The sequence below is a fragment of the Sporosarcina sp. FSL K6-5500 genome (assembly GCF_038005665.1).
GTDB lineage: Bacteria > Bacillota > Bacilli > Bacillales_A > Planococcaceae > Sporosarcina > Sporosarcina psychrophila.
Genome location: NZ_JBBOTP010000002.1, coordinates 1 through 22,116 on the forward strand (window position 1 = coordinate 1; position 22,116 = coordinate 22,116).

At 37.4% G+C, this 22,116-nt stretch carries 22 protein-coding genes; 17 read left to right on the forward strand and 5 right to left on the reverse strand.

Features of this window, described 5'->3' with window-relative positions:
- Positions 1–147: 147 nt before the first annotated feature.
- Entirely contained in the window at positions 148–579 is a 432-nt protein-coding gene (locus MKX62_RS23590; RefSeq protein ID WP_340742632.1) for a MarR family winged helix-turn-helix transcriptional regulator, read from the reverse strand.
- Between the two features lie 383 nt (positions 580–962).
- On the opposite strand from MKX62_RS23590, the gene MKX62_RS23595 reads away from it, so the two are divergent.
- The 14 genes from MKX62_RS23595 to MKX62_RS23660 all read left to right on the forward strand — a co-directional run bounded on the left by MKX62_RS23595 (position 963) and on the right by MKX62_RS23660 (position 13,190).
- On the forward strand, positions 963–1,511 hold the full coding sequence (locus MKX62_RS23595) for a hypothetical protein (protein ID WP_340742633.1): 549 nt from the start codon (positions 963–965) through the stop codon (positions 1,509–1,511).
- Positions 1,512–1,547: 36 nt separating this feature from the next.
- On the forward strand, positions 1,548–1,886 hold the full coding sequence (locus MKX62_RS23600; RefSeq protein WP_340742634.1) for a CagC family type IV secretion system protein: 339 nt from the start codon (positions 1,548–1,550) through the stop codon (positions 1,884–1,886).
- 65 nt (positions 1,887–1,951) lie between these two features.
- Positions 1,952–2,296, forward strand: a complete 345-nt coding sequence (locus MKX62_RS23605) for a hypothetical protein (RefSeq protein ID WP_340742635.1) — start codon at positions 1,952–1,954, stop codon at positions 2,294–2,296.
- A gap of 13 nt (positions 2,297–2,309) precedes the next feature.
- A complete protein-coding gene (trsD, locus tag MKX62_RS23610) occupies positions 2,310–2,981 on the forward strand; it encodes a TrsD/TraD family conjugative transfer protein (RefSeq protein WP_340742636.1) in 672 nt (223 codons plus the stop codon).
- A 13-nt stretch (positions 2,982–2,994) separates the two neighbouring features.
- Positions 2,995–4,932: a VirB4 family type IV secretion system protein gene (locus MKX62_RS23615; protein WP_340742637.1), complete on the forward strand. Its 1,938-nt coding sequence runs from the start codon at positions 2,995–2,997 to the stop codon at positions 4,930–4,932.
- A 114-nt stretch (positions 4,933–5,046) separates the two neighbouring features.
- Entirely contained in the window at positions 5,047–6,405 is a 1,359-nt protein-coding gene (locus MKX62_RS23620; protein WP_340742638.1) for a type VII secretion protein EssB/YukC, read from the forward strand.
- Between the two features lie 4 nt (positions 6,406–6,409).
- Positions 6,410–7,441 (forward strand): bifunctional lytic transglycosylase/C40 family peptidase, encoded by a 1,032-nt coding sequence (locus tag MKX62_RS23625; protein ID WP_340742639.1) that lies wholly within the window; start codon positions 6,410–6,412, stop codon positions 7,439–7,441.
- A complete protein-coding gene (locus MKX62_RS23630; protein ID WP_340742640.1) occupies positions 7,438–7,992 on the forward strand; it encodes a hypothetical protein in 555 nt (184 codons plus the stop codon). The genes MKX62_RS23625 and MKX62_RS23630 overlap by 4 nt, the downstream gene beginning before the upstream one ends.
- On the forward strand, positions 7,989–8,399 hold the full coding sequence (locus MKX62_RS23635) for a hypothetical protein (RefSeq protein ID WP_340742641.1): 411 nt from the start codon (positions 7,989–7,991) through the stop codon (positions 8,397–8,399). The genes MKX62_RS23630 and MKX62_RS23635 overlap by 4 nt, the downstream gene beginning before the upstream one ends.
- 263 nt (positions 8,400–8,662) lie before the next feature.
- Positions 8,663–10,198 carry a VirD4-like conjugal transfer protein, CD1115 family gene (locus MKX62_RS23640; protein ID WP_340742642.1) on the forward strand — a complete coding sequence of 512 codons (1,536 nt, stop codon included), beginning with the start codon at positions 8,663–8,665 and terminating at the stop codon, positions 10,196–10,198.
- Between the two features lie 39 nt (positions 10,199–10,237).
- Complete coding sequence (locus MKX62_RS23645; protein ID WP_340742643.1) at positions 10,238–11,074, forward strand: conjugal transfer protein TrbL family protein; 837 nt, start codon at positions 10,238–10,240, stop codon at positions 11,072–11,074.
- 16 nt (positions 11,075–11,090) lie between these two features.
- Positions 11,091–11,447 carry a hypothetical protein gene (locus MKX62_RS23650; RefSeq protein ID WP_340742644.1) on the forward strand — a complete coding sequence of 119 codons (357 nt, stop codon included), beginning with the start codon at positions 11,091–11,093 and terminating at the stop codon, positions 11,445–11,447.
- A 64-nt stretch (positions 11,448–11,511) separates the two neighbouring features.
- Positions 11,512–11,691, forward strand: coding sequence for a hypothetical protein (locus tag MKX62_RS23655; RefSeq protein ID WP_340742645.1), 180 nt, complete (start codon positions 11,512–11,514; stop codon positions 11,689–11,691).
- Positions 11,691–13,190: an ArdC-like ssDNA-binding domain-containing protein gene (locus MKX62_RS23660; protein ID WP_340742646.1), complete on the forward strand. Its 1,500-nt coding sequence runs from the start codon at positions 11,691–11,693 to the stop codon at positions 13,188–13,190. The genes MKX62_RS23655 and MKX62_RS23660 overlap by 1 nt, the downstream gene beginning before the upstream one ends.
- 175 nt (positions 13,191–13,365) lie before the next feature.
- Here MKX62_RS23660 and MKX62_RS23665 read toward each other — a convergent pair whose 3' ends face one another.
- From MKX62_RS23665 to MKX62_RS23680, 4 genes are all read right to left on the reverse strand, one after another.
- The gene (locus MKX62_RS23665; protein WP_340742647.1) at positions 13,366–14,331 is read right to left on the reverse strand and encodes a bacteriophage abortive infection AbiH family protein; all 966 of its coding nucleotides are present in this window, start codon (positions 14,329–14,331) and stop codon (positions 13,366–13,368) included.
- Positions 14,332–14,957: 626 nt separating this feature from the next.
- Positions 14,958–16,760: a hypothetical protein gene (locus tag MKX62_RS23670; RefSeq protein ID WP_340742648.1), complete on the reverse strand. Its 1,803-nt coding sequence runs from the start codon at positions 16,758–16,760 to the stop codon at positions 14,958–14,960.
- A gap of 24 nt (positions 16,761–16,784) precedes the next feature.
- A complete protein-coding gene (locus MKX62_RS23675; RefSeq protein ID WP_340742649.1) occupies positions 16,785–17,969 on the reverse strand; it encodes an XRE family transcriptional regulator in 1,185 nt (394 codons plus the stop codon).
- A gap of 15 nt (positions 17,970–17,984) precedes the next feature.
- Positions 17,985–18,689, reverse strand: coding sequence for a DUF5986 family protein (locus MKX62_RS23680; RefSeq protein ID WP_340742686.1), 705 nt, complete (start codon positions 18,687–18,689; stop codon positions 17,985–17,987).
- 685 nt (positions 18,690–19,374) lie between these two features.
- Here MKX62_RS23680 and MKX62_RS23685 point away from each other — a divergent pair.
- The 3 genes from MKX62_RS23685 (at position 19,375) to MKX62_RS23695 (ending at position 22,090) form a co-directional block, all read left to right on the forward strand.
- On the forward strand, positions 19,375–19,863 hold the full coding sequence (locus MKX62_RS23685) for a JAB domain-containing protein (RefSeq protein WP_340742650.1): 489 nt from the start codon (positions 19,375–19,377) through the stop codon (positions 19,861–19,863).
- A 201-nt stretch (positions 19,864–20,064) separates the two neighbouring features.
- Positions 20,065–20,955 (forward strand): hypothetical protein, encoded by an 891-nt coding sequence (locus MKX62_RS23690; protein WP_340742651.1) that lies wholly within the window; start codon positions 20,065–20,067, stop codon positions 20,953–20,955.
- Positions 20,956–21,085: 130 nt separating this feature from the next.
- Entirely contained in the window at positions 21,086–22,090 is a 1,005-nt protein-coding gene (locus MKX62_RS23695) for a hypothetical protein (RefSeq protein WP_340742652.1), read from the forward strand.
- Positions 22,091–22,116 lie beyond the last annotated feature (26 nt).

A 22,116-nucleotide genomic window follows, 5' to 3' on the forward strand; every position in this document is an offset into this window, starting at 1 on the left:
ATTAAACTTCTTACATGAATTGGGCCGTTTCTAACATCAATCAAAAAGTATTTATCTGGATTCATTTGTGTTAATTTCAAATAATCCATAGGGCTAATTGTTGCTTCCAAACGTGCATTAAAATAATCAAGTGCGTGCATAATTTTGTTACCTCCCATATTGTAATGTATTCCAAATTCTAACAAGCAAATCCTTTAGCAATTTTCTTTCCTGATGACTTAAAGGTGCTAAAACTTCTAATTCCGCATTGATTAAAAACTCCCAACGTGATTCTAATACATCATTACCTTTTGATGTAAGCAAAAGGCTATAGGATCTCCTGTCATTAGGATTCCTTGTCCTCTCCACAAATCCTGAATTTTCTAAATGATCGATATGACTTACCATTGTTGTCCGATCAATTTGTAGGTTTTCAGATATATCTTTTTGTGAAGAGTAAGGGTTTCCTTCGATAAATAAAAGTACTCCATATTGTCTAGCGTTAATGCCATATGGTGCAAGTCCCTCAGCGAAATTGGTTTCCATTTGCTGAACAACCTTTCCAAGTAAAAAGCCATATGATTGATTCCATTTCTCCAATTTTATTATTCACCTCCAGCAATAATCAGTGTTGCTTATAATCAGTATAACTGACTATAATTATATTTCAAGCTTTTTGTTCTTAAAATAAAAGCAATGTAGTGAATCCTTACAAGATTATAGTGGGCTCCAGTATTGAAAAAAAGTAATTAGTAGTTTCAAATTTTGTGAAAAAGTTTACTTAAACAATTGGGCGTGATTGTCGCACACTCAAAATGTCATTTTCCTTAATTCATAGCGAATAACCTATAAACTACCATTACAAATTTATTGCAATCATAACAAAAATACGCCTTTTATTAAATACGTATAATATTTTGACAACAATCGACTTTTTTAGAGAAATAACATTGTATACTATGTAAAAGTAGGTGATACGTCTAATGATAGAGCGATGGTTGAGTAGTAATCGACCTATACAGATTGAGCATGATGGGCGTTTTGTGCGCGGTGGAGAGAACGATGGACAACCTATTTCGGCTGTTCGACAAGAACTTATCCAGGACGAAGTAGAGGCACAAATCGAGGTAAAGCCATTAAAATTGCGTCAGTACTTTCTGCAGCAAGGAAATTTTCAAGATGCTGAGAAGATGGAGCAAGTGGATGGAACAGTTTTTCAAGGCAAGCGCGGTCGCTTGCTTGCGGAAGTAAGTTTTGCTGGTACGAGTTTTTTAGAAGGATTCCTGAGCGTGTACGGCATGGAATTGGATCAAGCCGTGAAGCGTTACGAGGAGAAGTTGCAGTTGTTTGAAGTCGAGCAGCGAGAAAAGAAACAGAAAGACATCTTTATCGGACGCGTCAGGAAAGGGGACCTCGAACAGCTTTCAGAAGGATTTCCAACCGTTCAAGAGGCGAAAAGAAAGTTATCGAACATGCAACAACAAAAGGAAAACGTACCCCAACAATTCGTAGAAATGAAGCGAGAGGAATAGTGGATAGATAAATGAATAATGAAAGTAGGTTTGTGTATGACAAAACAACATGGAAAAATGCGCTTAGCATTTGGCACAGCTTTGGCTCTGGTGATTTGTTTAGTAGTTACACCCGAAATCGTTTTTGCCTCAGCTGGACAAGTCCAAGCTAAGCTCACAAATGCAGCCAATGTCGTGAAAGGCATTTTAACAGCACTTGTGGTTTTAGTCGGGATTTGTGCAGCTTTATTTATTATTATCAAGCGTATGCCTTCAGCAGATGATCCGCATGAGAAAAATGAAGTATTTAAAAGTGTTGGTCGTGTTTGTGCGCTTGTCGGGTTGGCCGCAGCTGTGATATGGCTATTACCATGGGTGTACTCATTGTTCACATAAGTAGAAGTAATAAAAAACTACTTAACAAAAGTAGAAAAATCTACTTTTGAAAGGTGTAGATTAATATGAATGAACATAAAGGAAAGAAGTTCGTTTTTCCAGAAAACGTCGAGTCGGGGTATGGCATATTTCTTGGAATCACATTACGGGAGCTTGCCATTTACTTGTTGCCTCCTACAGTGATTGGGTTTATCGTACTTGCGCTACCCCCTCATAATGTGTGGCTCATGCTGTTCAAGTTGATGCTTATTTTAATTGTACTCATTATGATTTTAGCATTTCTATCCTCTCGCCCGATTCGCTACCGACAAAATATTCGCTTTCAGGATTATTTGAAATTACGAATGGATTATAAACAGAGACAGAAGCTCTTTTACATGCGAAAGAAGAAGGAGCGTTTCTTTAGATGAGGTGGTGAAGTGTTTGTGGGAGAAATTATTTGGTGTTTCCAAAAAGAAAGCGTCCATTGAAGCCTATGTGTTTGAAGATGAACCAAGGGCGCTTCAAAACGGGAAACAGAGTCTGCAGGAGATGTCGTTAATTGAAGCGCAATACAATGATTTTTTCGTGACGAAGCAAGGTTATTTAGTGGCACTCATTCAAGCAAGCGGTATCAATTTAGATTTGTTGACCGTTACCGAGCAGGAAGATGTGTTTGACGAGTTCAATGCTTTTTTGATGTCTACTCTCGGTGAAAATAGTGGAGAAATCCAGCAGTATTTAGATATTACGATGCCTGTTGATTTTAGTGAGTACGTATTGTTTTGGCAACATCGTTATTTACAAGTGCAGCAGGAGGAACCGGAAAACAAGGCAAAGCTCTCGCTAATTGCGAGCTACGTCGATACATTTTCAACAATCGCTTCCTCACAGGAAATGACAACGAAACGGCATATTGTCGTTCTGCATGAAAAGATACCGAAAAAGCATCTCGCCTCGTTGGAGCAAACGGCGATTGAACTAGAGGAGAAAGTGACGCTATTTATTCGCCAGCTTGAAAATACATTGAGCACGTATGATATGACTGCTCGCCAATTGACAGCGAAGGAATGTCGGGAAGTATTGCAGCATTTAGTTAATTTTTCAAACCATTAGGGGAGGGAGTGCGATGCTTAAACGCAAGAAACCGATGCAAGTGAGTCGGGAATTGGGTTTGGATGAAGTATTGGATGGATCAAGTTTAGATATGATTTACCCTTTTTCGTGGGAGGAATATGCCGACCATATTGAATCAGGCGACAACTTCATACGTGTCATTGCTATTATTGATTATCCGAAAAGTCGTTATGGCAATTGGCTTTCTGAATTAAAGCGTAAGAAGGGAAATATTACGATCGTTCAATTTTTAGAGTCATCCAATGCGAATAAGATGGTGGATCACTACAATAAAACGATTAAAAATAAGCAGGCCGAAGTGTTGAAAACATTTGATCCACTTAAAAAACGCCAACTTGAGAAACAGGTGGAGGCAGCCGAACATCAACTGATGAAATTTCTTGAAAATGAATCGATCTATATTTATCAGTACACCTACATTTATTTGCAAGCGAACTCGCTAGAGGAGCTCAATGCGCTCAGTGATTCTGTCCAAAATACGCTAACGAAGTTGCAATTAAAAGCAATGACGCCGTTTAAAGCGATGTACCAAACGTTTTGGAGTGCGATGCCGATTTTAGAGAATCTGCTTGGTGATTACACGTATAAACAGTCCAATACAGAGGCAGCGAGTAGTATGTTCCCATTTGATGATGCGGAAATTTTGACGATTAATCCACGCAGTGATGTAGAGGGGGTAAATAAAGACACAGGGAGTTTAATTGCGATTGATTATTTGGACCGTAAAAATACATTGAATCAAAACGTGGTCGTGATTGGGACGAGTGGTGTCGGGAAAACGACGTATATGGTGCAGAAAATTTTGCGTTATTTTGCCCGTGGCGTGAAAGTGTTTATTATCGATCCTGAAAATGAATATACGAGCATAGTCGAGCATTTAGGGGGCACGGTCGTACACCTAAGCAGTAATTCAACGACAAAAATCAATCCGCTAGAAGTGTATTCTGAGCATGTAGCAGATGAAACAACGGCTGATATGGAAATGATTTTAAAGGATAAGATTCAACGTTTACTCGGTTTCTTTCAGGTGTTGAAGCAAGACATTACGCAAGTGGAAAAAGCTGTGTTGGATGCGACGCTGCGGCAAGTGTATAGAGATACAGGGGTCCATGAGTTTACCAGTTTCCGTGATGTCCCAAGCACGTCCTATCCCATCTTATCGGATGTCTACGAGGCACTTTCGAAGTTAAAGGAAACGGATTCGGATCGTTACGGTCGTATTGAGGATTTCCATTATATTTTGGAAAGCTACGTCAACGGCAGTAAAACGATTTTTAACGGGCACACGAATATTAACTTACAGAGTGATCTTGTGTCCTTTGATTTAAAGCCCTTACAAAATGAAGCAGAAGTGCAGGGTGCTGCGTATTTAAACACGTTTAGTTATTTATGGGACAACATTACGGAAAATACAGAGGAGAACGTGAAACTGTTCGTTGATGAGTTCCACTTCTTAACGCAAAATCCTGATGCAGCGAGTTTTTTCTACCAGGCGTATAAGCGATTCCGAAAATATAACGCTGGGGCTATTGCAGGGACACAGCAAATCCAAGATGTCTTGGACGGTCAAATGGCGAATGGGCAAAATGTTGGGGAAGCGATTATTGGCAACAGTTATACGAAGGTATTTTTCGGTTTAGACAATAAAGGTGTGGACGATATTACCCGGAAGTTGAGGATGACGTTCAGCGACAAGGAGAGAAAGCTGTTAGAAAGACGGAAACAAGGGGAGGCACTGATGATTCACGGAACTCAGCGAGCATTTATGCGGATTGAGTTGACGGAAGAAGAACTTCGTTTAAAAGATCCTGTTCGTTACGAGGAAGTATATGAGGTGGGTGCCGAGCACGTTCCGAATTATGCGGAACGGATTCACATGACAGAATTGGAAAAGCAAGAAGCGTTGAACATGGGGAAAATCCAAAAATAAATATATCTACTTTTGAAATATAGAAAACGAAAATAAACATGGGTTAACTGGTTAACCATATGTAAATGGAGGTTTTTAAGTTAACTATATCTTGGAATGTTAGGAGGTGCTGACATGACTACAACTAAAATTTATAATTTTTCCTTTGGTAGCATCAAAATAACAGAGCAGTTTGCGCAGTTTACGATGAGTCGTAGTGAGTTTACGTATGACAAGCTAGAAGAAATAAAAACGTATTTGACGTCGAATGATATTCCATCCTTTCTTTCGTTGCAAAAAATTGAAGAAACAGAAGGGCATGTTGTGCTAACCTTTCATTTCTCCGAGCATTTAAAGCCAGTAGCAGCGATTAAACAAGAAACGTATGTCGTGAAGCTCGCGATTGCCCAAGCCATATTGCTAGACGAGATTGTAACGAAGGAGCCGTTTCACGTGAGCTTGCATCCAGCAACGGTCTTTTATCATCCCATGTCAACGATACGATATGGCTACCGTGCCAACCGTGTGATGCCAAAAGAAGAAAAGTATACGCATTTACAACGGTATAAGGCACTTATATTGATGATTTTAACGAATTATCCATATGAAAAATGTTTAACCGAGCCTGAGCGTTTAGAAAAAAAATCGAATGATCTAGTTCGTTCGATTTTATCGGCTAAAACGATGGAGGAAATGCAGGCGTTACTTACCGAGGCATATGATTTTGTCGCCTATCACACAGTGAAGGAACAAGTGTCGGAAAAGAAGAAGTGGAAAAATCGCTCGATATTAGGTGTGGTGTTGACGGCAGTTCTTGCACTCGGTGCAATTGGCTATGTGAAATATGATGCCAATGATCAGCAACAACTAGCGCTTGTCCAGCTTGAAGCAACGTATGAAGCACGAGAGAAAAAGCAGCAAGCCGATGCATTTTTCGAGCAAGAAAATTACGAAAAAGCCATTCCATTATTTCTTGTTTTAGGCGATTCACCGAACGATGTTTCGAAGAAGTTACTCGAAAAAGAACAATGGCAGCTGGCACTTGATACGGAACCGAAAATGTTAGAACAAGTGATTGCGCAGCTATATGCAAACAAGGATGAAAAAGTGGTGCTAGATTTACGGCTCTCAACGGTTGAAGAAGCCCTTACTCAAAAGCTTGCACACGAGAAAGCCATAGTTAGTTATGATGTGGCGCAAATGACAGCAGATTTACCGTTTATTTCAGATGTAGAAACATTACAGCGGATGGGTCAGACATTTATAACGAATGGGGATATGGCAGGGGCTCGCGAAGTGTTGAATAAAACACAGGATGCGACGTTACAAAGTGCGATTGAAATGGCGCAAATAAAAAGTGAAATAGCCGTAGCGAAGGAAAAAATGACGACGATCCAGTCTGAAGATTCTCCGAATCAAGCAGATCAATTGAAAGTGCAACAAACGAAAATCGATGAATTGGAGGCGAAAATAGAGGAGCTAAAGGAGGGCTAAATCCATGAAACTCTTACTTGCAAGGCTGGCGTTTTCTAAAGATGGTCGAAAGCTGTTATGGGTGATTTTAGTTCCTGTTTTCCTGCTCATTCTCGTTGTTGTTATGCTGTTTTCTGAACAAACGTCGCAACCTCCAGGAAGTTATACAGTCGGTAGTCAGTTGTCGTCGGCAGTGCTGCAGTATGAAGGCGCTGTTCAGGCAGCGCTTTCTGGATATGGTTTAGAAGAACATATAGCCCTCGTTCTTGCAATTATGATGCAGGAAAGTGGAGGTACAGCTTCAATGGATATTATGCAATCGAGCGAGTCGATTGGTTTAGCCCCGAATACGATTACCGATCCGATGTATTCGATTGAAGTAGGTGTGGCTCATTTCAATAAAGTGCTAGAGAAGATGCAAAAAAGCGAAGTGGATTTAGATACGGCTATTCAAAGCTACAATTACGGGTTGGGCTATATTGATTTCATTGCTAAAAACGGAGGAATCCATTCAGAGGAATTGGCACAAACGTTTTCCCAGCAAGAAGCAGAAAAACTGGGATGGGCGAGTTACGGAGATCCAGCTTACGTGGAACATGTGAAGCGTTATGTAGGCACAATGCGTGACGGACAAGTCATTGATGTAGCGAATGCTTCAGCAGATTTTCAAGTCGTCTATGAAACAATGCAGCAATTCGATGGCTATCCGTATCAATTCGGGGGCATGAATCCGAAAACATCCTTCGATTGCTCAGGCTTGATGGTATGGGCTTTTCGGGAAATTGGCGCTAATCTCCCACGGACAGCGCAAGAGCAATACGATATATCGAAAAAGATCACAGCCGATGAATTGCAGCCAGGAGACTTTATCTTTTTTACAGGAACGTATAACGCAGGCAGACCCGTGACACATATCGGAATGTATGTTGGCAACGGCAAAATGTTTGATGCAAACGGCGGTGGTATCGGGTTTTCTAATTTAAACGACCGCTACTGGCAGGAGCATTTATATGGATACGGACGCATTGTTGATTTTGTAGGAGGTGAGGAGGGATGAAGCAAGGAATTGTCATCGGCATTCTTCTAGTAGCTGTGTTCATTCTAGCGGGTTCCGTATTTGTTTTATCAGGAGATAAATCTACTTTAAAAGATGCTGTTGAGCGGAAGGAGCAAAAGATTCAAGTATTGAAAGGAAAAGTAGATGAGTTATCGGCCGTGACAGGCTTGCAAGTAACGGGGGAGGAAGTGCAGTTTATTGAACAGACTTTCCATGTGTATTTGAACTATGATAACGAGTCTTACGTCACTCGTTTTGAGGAATTATCAAATTTGGTCAAAGTAGATGTGTTGAATAAGCTAAAAGGTGCTTCATCACTCGCTCCACCTGCTGTGGACATGAAAAACGAACTGGAAAGTGTGCAAGTGTATATGAATCCTTCTACGCCCCATACGTTTTTAGTGTACACAACGACCAATTACTTTTTAGATGATGCATTAGTGAATCATGGCAGTCAATTGTATGAAATATCGGTATTAAAGAACAATGGGCAATTTTTAATTGGTGATATAAAAGTGATTGGCAATATGACAGAGGTGGACGGCGTATGAAAAAGCTAATGTGGTTTGGTATTAGCTTTCTTGCATTTGAAATCGTCATCGTGCTGTTCATTGATCTGATTTTGTTATTGAGTGAATTGAAGCTTAGTTTAACCACAAGTGCAATGCTTGGGAGTTTACAAGACATTTTTCTCCATCCAATTCAAACAATCAAAGGCTATGTCACGAGTCAGAATCCGTTGTTTATTGTTTTAACCGTGCTCAACTTGTTTTATAGTGCATTTATTCAGCTCAAGCGTAAGACGAAAAAGGATGGGTGGGCAATTCATGAGAAAAATGCCTATCATGGCTCGGCTCGATGGGCGAAGGAAAAGGAGATTCTAGACGGCAATTTTATCGCCAAGTCTGAGCAAGAGGTGCGTGAGGCGTTTTTTCAGACGCTTCGAAGGGAAATATAGCTTTAGGAGCCAAAGCAACTGTTACTAAGGCAGAACCAAGTAGGGATGTTAACTGATTACTGATTGTAGTTAGTGTAGTAAAAATCAAGATGTTTATCATGTTAACCACCATCCGATTCAATTTTAATGTAGAGACTACAGTTATACCTAAGAATAATGAGTAGACAGTTGCTAAGGCAGCCAAGCACATTGGCTCCTTAAAATATATTTAACTCAATTTTATAGCATCTAGTTCTTGTTTTGAAAGTAGAAGGGGCTGATAAATGATGAATGGAACCATTTTAGGATTTTATAATAAGAAAATTCTAATCCAGCCAAATGAATCGAAGCCGAATCGCAATATTATGGTGGTCGGTGGTCCGGGAAGCTATAAAACACAGTCATTTGTAATCACGAATGTACTTTATGAAACGGAAAATAGCATTGTCATTACCGATCCAAAAGCGGAAGTGTATGAAAAAACGGCAGCGATCAAACAAGCGCAGGGCTATGAACTCCACGTTATTAATTTCATGAATATGGAGGCGAGTGATCGCCATAATCCACTTGATTATGTACGCAAGGAAACACAGGCAACGACCGTTGCAACGAAAATGGTTGATAGTGCGAACAAGGACGGAAAACGTGATGTTTGGTATTACTCACAACGTGCTTTGCTTAAAGCGTTGATCTTATATGCGATTCATGAGTTAGAGCCGAAACAACGCAATATGAGAGGTCTGTTAGAGTTTATGCAAACGTTCGGCACAGAAGATGGAAACGGAGAAAGTGAGTTAGATAAGCAGTTTCTCCAGTTAGATTTTAAGCACCCTGCAAGACGTGCTTATGAACTTGGCTACAAGAAAGCGAAGCAGGAAATGCAGGGGAGTATCATCGTATCCCTTTTGACGACAATTGCTGATTATATTGATAGCGAAGTTGCGGAGTTTACGAGTTTTAGCGATTTTCATTTAACGGATATTGGCCATAAAAAAATAATGCTGTACGTGATAATCCCGTTAATGGATCAGTCATGGCAAAGCTTAGTGAATTTGTTTTTTAGTCAGCTATTTAATGAGCTGTACGAATTTGCGGCAAATCATCATGCAAAGCTACCGAGAAATGTGAATTTCATTTTAGATGAGTTTGTGAATCTCGGAAAATTCGATAATTACGAGGAGTTTTTAGCGACATGTCGTGGTTATGGAATTAGTGTTGCGACGATTATCCAAACGATTTCGCAGCTGCAAGATCGCTACGGGGATAAGAAAGCGGAGTCTATTTTAGGGAATTGTGGCGTCAAAATCTGTTTAAACGCAGCGAACCGAACGTCAGCGACTTACTTTAAGGATTTACTTGATAAAACAACAGTGAAAGTCGATGCCGAATCGGAATCCAAGCAGTATGGCAAGGAAAATCGAACAAGCAGCATGAGTGAGAGCGAAAGTTTTACTGCTCGTGATTTGATGACGGCAGGAGAGATTATGCAAATGCCTGCTGATACGGGCATCATTTTATTTCAACATAAGCCTCCCATTAAAATGAAGAAAGCTTTTCAATTCCAGCTGTTTCCTGGCGTGACGGAGCAATATGAAGTAAAGCATGTTGATTACCGTTCCACCCCGTCTACTGAGCAATTGCAGAAATTGGAGCAGGCACAACAGCGGTTTGAAAAGGAAATAATAGAAAAAGCACAAGTGAAACAGACCGAGCAAGAGGCACTAGAACAGGAATTTTTCGGTTTTGAAGTTGTTGAGCAAGAAGTCACGTTTGAAAGTGCATTAGAGGAGTTGAATAGCAATATGGAGTTTGAAAAATAGTAGCTGTGCATAGGGCTTCGTTAAAAGGAGGTTTGCCAGTTGTTTTCTGTAAAAGATAAAGTGATGGAGATGATTGATGATTGGTTGAATGATATGTTAACAGCCGTTTTTAAATTTTTAGCGGAAGTGTTGTTCAATCATGAAGCGTTGAGTGGCTTATTTTTAGATGTGTACAGTGTATTCGCTGTTTTCGGAGGTGTACTGCTCGTGGCAATTGTGCTGTTCCGTATACTAAATGCCATGCTCAATGAAGCAACGAATCACGAAGGCAATATTTCAGAAATCATTATGAGTTCCATTAAGGCGAGTGCCATGGTGTTTTTATTACCGGTCATTTTATATTTTGTTGTGAGGGAAATTTTGTATCCGTTGATGGAGTATATGTTTGTTGAAATAGCAGGAAGTTCTTCAGATATTATTACAGACTCTATCGCTTCAACGATGGTCGTCGATATATTTGGAACGGGAACTATGGCAGCGACTTTATTGCTTTTGTTTTTAATTGTCGTCTTTGTTATATTTACGTTTAAAATTTGCGTCTATCATGTTGACCTGATTATTCTGGAGGTCTTTAGCGTCTTCGCAGCAATTACGATTGCCACAGAGAATTATGATTTTAGTGAAATCTGGTGGCGTGAGTTTTTAAGTCAGATTGTAAGTATCGTGACGCAAGTGTTGTTAATGGCAGCGCTTGTGCAGTTACTTGCTAATTTTAATAGTTGGTATGATTTCATGCTCATAATCGGCTGTGGTGTGTTAATCATTCGTGGACCGAGCGTATTACGTTCGATGTGGTATTCCAGTGGGGGAGCAAAAGGTGGTATTTCGCTCGGCAAATCGGCGACACGGGTCTCGATGATGAGGCTTCTAAAATAGATGGGAGGTTGGCGTTATGAAAAAGGCTCGGTTTCCACTACTTGCGGTACTCGTGCTCTTGTTGTTAGCAGCTTGTGGTGATAGTAAAAGTGATTTGATTGGCAAATGGACGGGGACAGAATCAGCAGGTGGTGGAGGGATGGTTACATTCAATGATAATGATACCGTGCTCATAGAAATGGGGATGTTTAATAATTCTTTTGAATGGACCGTAGAAGATAATACGTTAAATCTTTATACTACAAAAGATGGTGAACAGGAACTCTCCTATCAGTATGAGATCGAACAGGAATCAAAGGACAATGTGACGTTGTACGAATTGGATGAGGAGGGAAAACGGGTAGAGGGAGCTACTATAAAATTGAGTAGATGAATTAAAAGTATACTTATCAAAAGTGGAAATTTCTACTTATGATAATAAGAGAGGAGTTAAAAGTATGTATCGACGTGAAGAAGTTGAGTTCAGTGATAAGCCTATTTATCGGGATAAGCGTGATTTATTAACGATTGTAGAAGTCCCTGATCTATTGGAGTACGATATTATCGCTTATTTAGAAGTGCCGTTTGAAGATGAACAGCGATACGTTCCGTTATTCCAAAAGCGAGGTGAGGTATAATGCCCCTGCAGCCGAATAAATATGAAGAGCGAACGAAAGAGTTAACAGCTAGATTAGAAGAGCAACTGACCCAATTTGCGAACCAAGAAGATTTCAAACGCTATTTGCATTTCATGGCGAGTATGCGTCAGTACTCAATTGACAATCAAATTTTAGTCTTTATGCAAGATCCGAAAGCTACGTATGTCGCAGGATTTCAAGCTTGGAAAAAGCACCAACGCTTTGTGCAAAAAGGGGAGAAAGGGATTCAAATTCGCGCACCAATTTTTGAACAACACCCCGTCCTAGACCGGGCGACAAAGAAGCCTTTATACGATGAAAAGGGTAACCCTAAAATGGATACTGTGTTGGTACGTTATAAGTGGGTGACGGTGTTTGATATTGCACAAACAGATGGAGAGCCACTTAAAGTAACGCGGGATTTTGTCAATGACCGTTTTCAAACGGATGAAGATGCGACAGCCTTATATGAGAATATGAAAAACTACTTAACCCAATATAAACAGTTAAATGTGGCAGAAAAGGCATATTCGATTCAGGAAAAAGGGCGTGGCTATTATGTACCTTCAACAAATGAAATTGTCGTTAATGCAACAGAGAATAATCCCGTTGCAAAGTTAAGAACGCTCATTCACGAATTTGCACATGCGCAGTTGCATGGTCGAGAAGGACATTTTAACGAGGCAAGCCGTGCCCATAAAGAGGCACAGGCGGAATCAGTGGCATGTGCAACAATGGCATACTTAGGCTTCGATACAAGTCATTTTTCGTTAGGTTATATTGCAACGTGGGCAAAGGATACGGACCTCATGAGACAGGCATTAACAGAGATTCAGGCGACGCTAGAAAAAACATTAGCCACGATTGATATTGTCCTACATCCACAATTGTACGAGCAGCTACAGCAAGTCATTCAGAACCCCATGCTTACCCAGCCGGTCGTTCACGTTGAACAATTGGCCAAGTCATTGCCTGCTTTCCAATATGTTAAAAGTTCAGTCACAGCCGTTGAAGTATTTGATGCCAGGTATAACGGATTTGAAATTGCAAAATACCATCGTCAACCGCAAGAATTAAGGGATGAACGAGGCGAAGTAATTACTAGGGAGATGTTGAAAGGAAAGGAAATCATTTTGATGAATGTCATTGATCAGCATCCTGCTGCAGCAAAAATGTACAAGAGTTTTTCCGAGCAATTTGCGCTCCAAGAAGTATATGGGCCAGAGTCAAGCATTGAACTGTATCATAAAGCGACAAACACTCCAATTGTAGATTATCAAGATGTAAAAGAAGCAAAGTCATCATTTCTTCATGCTGCAGAATCTGAAAATCATTTGATTGGAGCTTATGTCTATGGGAAGGAGGAATTAAGGAGTTTTAAGCCGGTATTGGAGGGAGAGCAGAAGAGGATTGAACGAGTGCAGGGAGGAGAAACAAATACTAGGATTGCGGGAACAAAAGCAAAGAAGAACTTGGATTATAAAATTCAAATTGATTAAAGAATAGGAGTAACTAAAGTTCATGACTCTTAGTTACTTCTGAAATATTATTTTGTTTGATATTCATAAGCTCGTTTGATTATTTCAATAGCGGGTTTAATTTGGTTATTAAAAATGTACTAACCACCTATCAGGTAATTTGTTAAGTGATTTTAAAGTTGTTTCATAAGTCAGTTTAACCTTTCTTTATAATTTCGTTATTCGAAATATTAAACGTACTAAAATCACCTTTGAATCCGTACTTTATTAGAGTTTCAATATAATCATCATGGTTCTGTTCATCGAAATCATTGAAATACCATATTACTTTTTGCGTATTCACTCGTTTAGAAATCTCTTCTAGATATACCATATCTACTTCACTGAATGAGAATCCATAAGAATATATTTCTCGGACATTATCATTAGATAATCTTTCAAAAAAATACATATTATTATTTAAAGCTATTTCAGTCTTCTTACGAAGTTTTTCATGAATTTCAGCTAAACTATTTTCCGACCCAATATAATTTTCCATAAAATAATCTGTTACATCATCAGTATCACCATCACCATGACCAAAGTAAATTTCTTCATTTTGTTTCCCATGAATATAACAAATTTGATTACTAGAGACATTATAAATTTCTTCTAATGTCTCTGTATAATTAAATGTTAAAAATAAATCTTTCTCTCCTACTAGATCCGAAAAATCAATCTTTGATTTTGTTCTAGTGATATCTATTGTATTAATCCATTCTAAAAATAATCGTTGAATTGTTGATGTAGGGATAACAAGATTTGATGCAATATCTTCATTATTATAAGATGTTTTCCATAAGTCTATATCTCCATCACGATCTAAAACTTCAGGAGAATAATCAAAAACTTCATCAAAATTTAAATTCGCTAGAGAAGCTTCTATATTACTCCATTTTTCAGTATTAGACTCAGCCTCACTGATTAAATAGAACAACATAGATAATACTTCTATTTCATCATATGTAATATCTCCATCTGGCGTTGGTTTCGATTCGGGAATAATTAAACTATCCATTTCAATTTGAGTATCTAAAATTAAATGTTTCCGAAAATCATCATACGATGTTTTTAATCCATGGGCTACATCAAAACCATTTCCTATAATAAACAATTTATTCATATTTACCATCTCCAATCTATACTATTATAAAGGTTGCCTAAAAATAAAAAACGTTCTAATTTAATTGTATAGTCCTATCATACCAGATGTTTGCCATGCACTACCCCTTCATCAAAAGTAAACACCACTTTTGTGAAGGGGTACGTGTCGCTTTGGCATTAAACGTTCCGATAATCACTCGCTGTAAAAACCATGAAACAGCGAGTAGATTCCTGGATCGTTTACGGCAAGCCGTCATACCAAACGAGGCGAAGTTCAATAGCTGAATACAAATAAGGTAAGGGAATGCATTCGTATTCCCTTTTTTTATGAGCATTTTTTCGATTTCTTTCGCCTTGCGCCCAAGCATCTAGACTATTTGCTTGGGCTTTGCCATTTGTGTTCAACATTTGGCAATGAACGTGGCAGATTCTGGCTACCATGCCTCTATCCGTGTTTCACCTCGAAATGCAATAACTTATTTTGGGATTACTGGAGAAGTGAAAAGAAAGATTTTAGGCTTTCAGATGAATAGACTTTGCCTTTGACTGTAGCTTTGGGATAAAGCTTGATTTAAAGTGTACTGCGAAAATCTCAAATAGTGCCACCTATCTTACGGTGGACCCTATTTGATGCTTATAAATCGGTTAATTTAATACTTCTGCTTTTCCTATTCGTTCATTTAAATATTCCTTTATGTCTTCAAGTTCATCTTTGGAGTATTCTGAAGGACTCCATAATCCCAAGGCCTCATTACTTAGTCCAGATAACTGTGAAAATATTATATCTGCATTGTAATAATAGGGAGCATGAAGTACTCTTGACTCATTGTTTTGATTTTTAATCATAAAAATGTCTGCTTCTTCTCTGTTTTTATTATAATCTGGCATTATTTCAAATAAATCATTGAAATCTGAACTATCATCAATTATGAAGATTTTATTCAAATGAAAATATCTATGATCTGTATAGTAACTATGCAATAATTTGTTTAAAAATCCTGAGAACTCATTCTTATTTCTTATTAAAATCAATTCTAATTCATCTACTTTTTCATAGAAGAATTGATAATTTTTGCTGAATACTAGAATTTCAAATTTATCTAGATCCCATTCTTTTTTGAGAAATGCACAAACATTTTTTAATAGTTTAGAGCTGTCATATTGAATGTTTAGTCCTTTATAAAAGTTTCGTAATTCAATAATTTTCCCTTCAAAGTATTCAAAGTTAATAACAACTAAATTTTCGTATTCATCTAATCCCGATTTAAAATACTTATCTATTTCCATGTTAATTCTAATATTTTCTAAAGGGCGATCAAAATAATCATATTCAAATTCCACGTCTTCTATATTCTCTGTGTTTTCTATTAAATGGTCCCTGGATAAGTATGGAGTTGGTAATCCCTCTAAATAATGAAAAGGAATCATCAAATCATCTTTATTATTATTTTTCAATAAGAATTCGGAAATCAAAAATGGCATAGTAAACAATTCACATTTTGTTTCTCCTTTACTTCTGCGTTGAAACATTCTTACTAATCTTGTTTGCGTTTTTCTATGTGTATCATAAAAGTAAATATTATTTAATTCGAAACTGAAAAAAACGATATATCTTGGTATATAGGAGGCCATATTTTTATGCATAGATCGAAGAAGTTTCCTTGTTTGTACTTCATCTAAATCAGTATCCACTTCTGGTATTCCGAATAGCTTAGTTAATCCAGTGAAATCTGAACCGGTCAAAATACTATTATTTCTAATAATCATATTTATGAGCTTTTTATTTTCAAAATTCTCATCATATAAAAAGTATAATAAATCATCATTCCACACTATTTTATTATCATAAATGCAGATGCCACAAACAGTCCCACCTACGCCGAATTCTAAAAAGTTATGTTTCAAAGAAAGCATTTGAAGATATGCAGTAGCTGCACTAATTTTTTTTCTTGGTTCATCGTCTATATTTTCTTCTTTAAAATCTGGGAATGTGTTTGAAAAACCTATCATTAAATTATCTAAATCCGCTATAGTTCTACCACTTCCGATACTTATATAATGTTTTATTTCTTTAAATTCTCTTTTATTTACTACGAACAATTTGTTATTCTCTTTCTGTTGAACCGCAAGTATCACTTCTGCCTCTGATATAATTTCCTGAAGATAAGAAATGATTTGATTATATGGCAATTGTCCAACCATAGAATCCAAATGTCTTTTTATTTCCTCATAAGTATCTACATATCCCGAAAATGCAATAACAAAATTTTCTTTAACATAAATTTTGGTATCCCATTCGGTAATGAAGCGTGAATTATATTCGCCGTACTTTTCACCCATGCTAGAATAATCAGCTTCAATTTCTAAATTACTATTTTCAGAAGAAGTTAAAGAATCTGCAACAATGTAAATTTCATTATTAGACTTCCATGCAAAACAATACGTCATTTTTTATCCCCCACTAATATAAATCTAGCTACTGTGCTTTCTTTTAAAATCCTTCAATTTCAATACAACCCTAGATTCGCTGTTATCAATAAACAGAGCCGGATCTACACCACAAATCATTGCGAGCATTTTGGGAGTTAAATAAAGGTTATATTGTTCTGCAATTTTAATGGGAATTTCATGTCCTTTTAAAATACCTTCATCTATTAATAACTCCAAAGATTGTTTAAAAGCCACTGGAACAGTCGTTTTAGTTTCCAAATCAAATGGCTCTGGATTTTTCCACTTGCGATAATGCATTTGTTTATAAAGTTTTACTTCTTGGTCCCCGTTAATTAAGGAAAGATCTCTTGCCCGTTTAATCATAGCTGCCATAGATACATTCCATTTTCTCTTTAAGCTGTAGTACGTATCAATTTCATCTGTAACCCTGGTAGCTAGCTCAGCACCAAATGTATCTTCTGGTAATAGAAAAATAGATGCCAATTTATTAGCTTCATCTTCCATAACTTTATATTCTTCTTTATCTAATTCTTGGGGATTTATATTTTGATGGAGTACCCAATGTGCCATTTCGTGAGCGATACTGAATTGCTGTCTATAAAATGAACGAGATTCGCCTGTTCCTGTAGCAATGACGAAATAAGGGGTAATATCTCCAACGGCATTTTCTATAACATTCATGCTACTAAAGGCATCAACTTTACTTTCGTTATAATTCATACTAATAACAGTGAATCCCATTAACTCTGCTACTTCAATAATATCTGGAATGGGCCCATTATCTAGGCCAACAAAGTTGCGCATTTTTTTCGCGATTAAATTGTAATCTTGTAGAAGTTCATAGTTTTCCCTTTCCTCTAATTGGGGAAAATCAATATACTGCTCTAAAAAATCTCGCACGATTACCGAGTACTTTAAAGCGATTGACGCAGGGTTTTTTGCTTTTTGGGTAGCTGTAAGTCTTGAACGAAAAAAGGTCCCTTCGTTTTGAATATTGAATTTATCATTTGTATAGAAAAATTCTCTAGGATAACCCAAAATGGTTGTTAATTGTAATGACTTTTCAAAGCTAGGTTCAATATTTTGGTTTTCATACTTCGAAATCATTTGCTTTGTGACATTTAATTTCACGCCTAATTCGGTGATCGTTAACTTGTTATAAAGTCGAGCTTCCTTTAGTCGTTGTCCATTAAATATCTTATTCATAATAAAATCTCCAAACTATTTAATTTTTTTCAATTTAACAATCTGTTTCTTCTTATCGATAGTAGTAGTACTTTCTTTCTTTTCTGTTTCAATATTATCTGAATTCAAATCAAATGCATAATTGCTTTCGATTAGTGAAGTGAAATCTTGATGCCAAATCGGTTCATGTTTACTATTAAACACATATGCATTAACTGTACTAATAAAAGATTTATTGAACGCAAAGACTACTACTTTTGAGGGTTCGTGTTCTAACATTTTTATGATGTCACGGGCTTGATTTTCCAATGCTTCATCTGAATATGGATCTGTTGCTTCTTCTAAATCCCATTTCAGTTGTTCGTTAATCGGTTTATGATCATCTAAATGTCTATTAAAGAAATTCAGTAATTTTAAGTAGTGATTACTTTTCCCTTTTTTAATGATACCTTTTAAGTTTTTATGATTGAAGAAAACGTAAATAGAATTATCTTCGCCGACGATAAATATAGCTTTCCATAAGTTACCACGTTTTATGATGCCAAATTTTAATACATATTTTTTTGCTACTTTGACTAAAGAGTTATAGCGATTATCCCACTTGGCAGTTGCAGTACTGTTTTCCACTCCATCACCATCTACATTGTTAATAGCCTCTCTTAACAATGGCTTTAATTCAGGGTCATCATGTATAAGTGTATTGACAAAATCTTTCAGAATATCGTCGGCTAAATTGATCATCAAAAACACACCTCGCTTATATGTATTAGATTAGAAAAAACATAACATTAGTCTACTTAGTTAGATAATACATTAGAAGTTAGATAATATCAATTCTTTTGGTAGATAAAGAGTATATTGCTAATCGGTTGCCTACACTACCCCTTCATCAAAAGCAAACAACGCTTTTGTGAAGGGGTACGCGTCGCTTTGGTATTAAACGTTCCGATAATCACTCGCTGTAAAGACCATGAAACAGCGAGTAGATTCCTGGATCGTTTACGGCAAGCCGTCATACCAAACGAGGCGAAATTCAAAACCTACATATAAAGACAAAAAGACAAAGTGAAGGGAATGCTGCGGCATTCCCTTTTATCAAGAGCATTTTTTTCGATTTCTTTCGCCATACGCCCAAGCAGGTGGACCGTCTGCTTGGGCTTTGCCATTTGCGTTCAACATTCGGCAATGATCGTGGCAGATTCTGCCTACCACGCTCCTATCCGTGTTTCACCTCAAAAAGCAAGGATCGTCAAAACTTTTTGTTCGAAACGCTACGCTACAAAAACTTTTGAGCTATTGCAGGCAATTCCTTGCTTTTTGATTGCTGCAAATAGCTGCATGGCATAGCCAAGAAATCGGAAAAAATTCAGCCTTCCGACTTCGTGATTGCGGCTAAAGCAATCGAAAAAACAAAGGAGGAACCACCATGACAAACCCTGTTGAAAATAACTTAGAGTTACAACCTATTTATGAGATTGTGAGAATCAAAGCCGAGCGTCGCAAGTTGCCGAAAAAATATCTTTCTGAGAACTTAACGGATTACACGGTACGTAGCCCAGAGGATTTTGCTAATATCGCCATGAAGTTTATTGGCAATGAGGATAGAGAAGTTTTTCTAGTTGCTTGTCTATCCGTGAAAAACCAAATTCAATGTTTGCACCGTTGCCATATCGGAACGTTAAATTCAAGCCTTGTTACACCACGAGAAGTGTTCAAAACAGCTTTCCTACAAAACGCGGCAAGTATCATTCTGGCGCATAACCATCCGAGCCAGAACGTCACACCAAGCCCGGAGGACATCGATGTTACAAAGCGTTTGTGCGAAGCAGGGGAATTATTAGGAGTAGAAGTTCTTGACCATTTAGTTGTAAGCGAAACAAATTATTTATCGTTGAAGGAAAAAGGCTATATGTAAAAAACTAAAAAGACAAAAGGCTTACAACATGTACGTCTTTTGCTCATGAAAATGTAAAAAATCGCGCCACCTTGTCAGCAAGGTGGCGAACTACGAGATTGATTAAACAGAAAATTTATTATATAATTAGGTTAACTATAAATAACCTGGTTAACCATTGATTTAACAGTATTTATAGGTTAACGAATGGAGGATGCAAAAGTGGCAGATAAAACATTTGGCGTGAAAGTTAGCGAAGAAATGTATGAGAAAGTGAGAGAAGTCATTGAATCAAGTGGTACAAGTAGTAAAGAATGGTTTGAACGCGCAATTGCACTGTACGAAATGAACGCTATTAAGCAAGGCTCATCCGATTATACGCAAGATTTAACGGAACTGGAGCACCACACAACACGTATGTATGAATTAATCGTCAATATGATTCAACGTTCCGTTTATTTAAAGGAGCATGCGGTGAAAGATGTGGCTGATAAGTTAGAGAGTAAAGAAGCCATCATTACCGACTTACAGCAACAAAACCAGCAAATCAAACAGGAAGTCGCAATGAAAACAGAAGGGATTTCGGCATTTAAAGAGCAGGTGAAGGAACTTGAAGAAAAACTTATTGCCAATCAAACAATGCTTGAAAATAATCAGGCGTTAATTAGTGAGTACAAAGATAAGAACGATACATTAAGTGGGCTAGTAACAAAGTATCAAGGCTATGCTGAGGAAAACGAGAAATTAAAAAGGGAATTTGAAATCGAGAAGACTGAGTGGACGAAGCAAGCAAACGCTGACAAGGTTGAATTTGAAGAAAAAATATCGAAGCTATCACAGGAGAAACAAACAATATCCGAGGAAATACGTGTGCTACGATTGGATTTTGAACAAGCTAAAGCGAACCATGAACGAGATTTATCCCTTCTTACGGAGCGCAAAGAATTAGATTGTGAAAAAGCAGTGGTGGGAGCAGAACGACTGCATAATGAGGAAGTGCGGAAGTTATATGATGAAATGGCAGCTTTGCGTAAGACGCATGAAGAAATGAAAGAGAAAATGCAAGTGGAAATAACAACTTTACAACAGCGCATATCTTCTCAAAATAAGTGAGGTAACTGTTGAGTGACAATGAAGTTTTTTAAAAACGTCCATTATACTATGCGATAAACGGGTCAGATAATGGAATATGTTTGCCGCTCCATAAAAGACCGAAATTTTAAAAAATCAGCTAGGAGATTACATGAAGAAAAATTTTAAGTTTAGCATACTAGTTTTTTGTATTATATTTAGTATCACTGCTGGTGGGATTAGTGTCAATGCAATAACGGAACCTATCCCTGTTAATAATGAGCAATTGCAAAGAGAATTAGAGAAACTTAAGGAGGTAATGGTCTCAAAAAACGAACTGCAAGAAATGGTTCGAAAACAAGAAAATTATCTTACGAAAGAAGAAATTACCCAGCAACTAATAGAAACTCAAAAATCGAGAATCGCAATCCTTGAAGGTAATATTACAGCGCTGTTAACATTGCTCGCCGTTATTGTTGCGATACTTACGTTATTCGGAGGGATATTTGTATGGATTTCCAGAAGTGCTTTTTCTTCTAAGGTAGAAGAAGTAGAGAAGCATCTATCCGAGATGAAGCAACTTAAAGACGAAACAACAACAAAAATAGAAGTGGTAAGAGAACTTAGCAACAATCTAAATGTGGCGATACGGGAGACACAGGATTTGCATGCTAGCTTAAATAAAAGTGAAAGAGCCTTCAATGATGAAACCAAACGTATAAATCAATTAGGGATGTATATAAGTTTTTTAGAACTCAAGGTTTCGCGATTTGGGAGTTTATATAAACTTGAAATCGGTGTAAGACATTCTAGAAAAATAATTTCTGAACTTGAATATTGGCTTGAAGGTACTCTTCCGAACTATGACTATGCACTCATAAAAGTTACAGAGGTTTTGGGTTCTGGATTAACAAAAAAAGGAATCGATGAAACGATCCAAGATAAGCTTAGTTACTATAAAAAATCATTAATGGAGGAAGAGATTTCAATTAGGAAAGAGGCTGCTATACCTTTGGAATGGCTAGATTATGTGGATTTGAAAATAGACGAATATGAAGATCCTCTAGAAGATGATTTCGGAGAATGGGAGGTTTCGTATAATTGTATCCAAAAGATGCATAGTATTATTAATGCTCAAATTACAATGAATCCAAATAAATTTAAACCTAAAATATAGATTGAGTGACTAATTGAAGTGATACT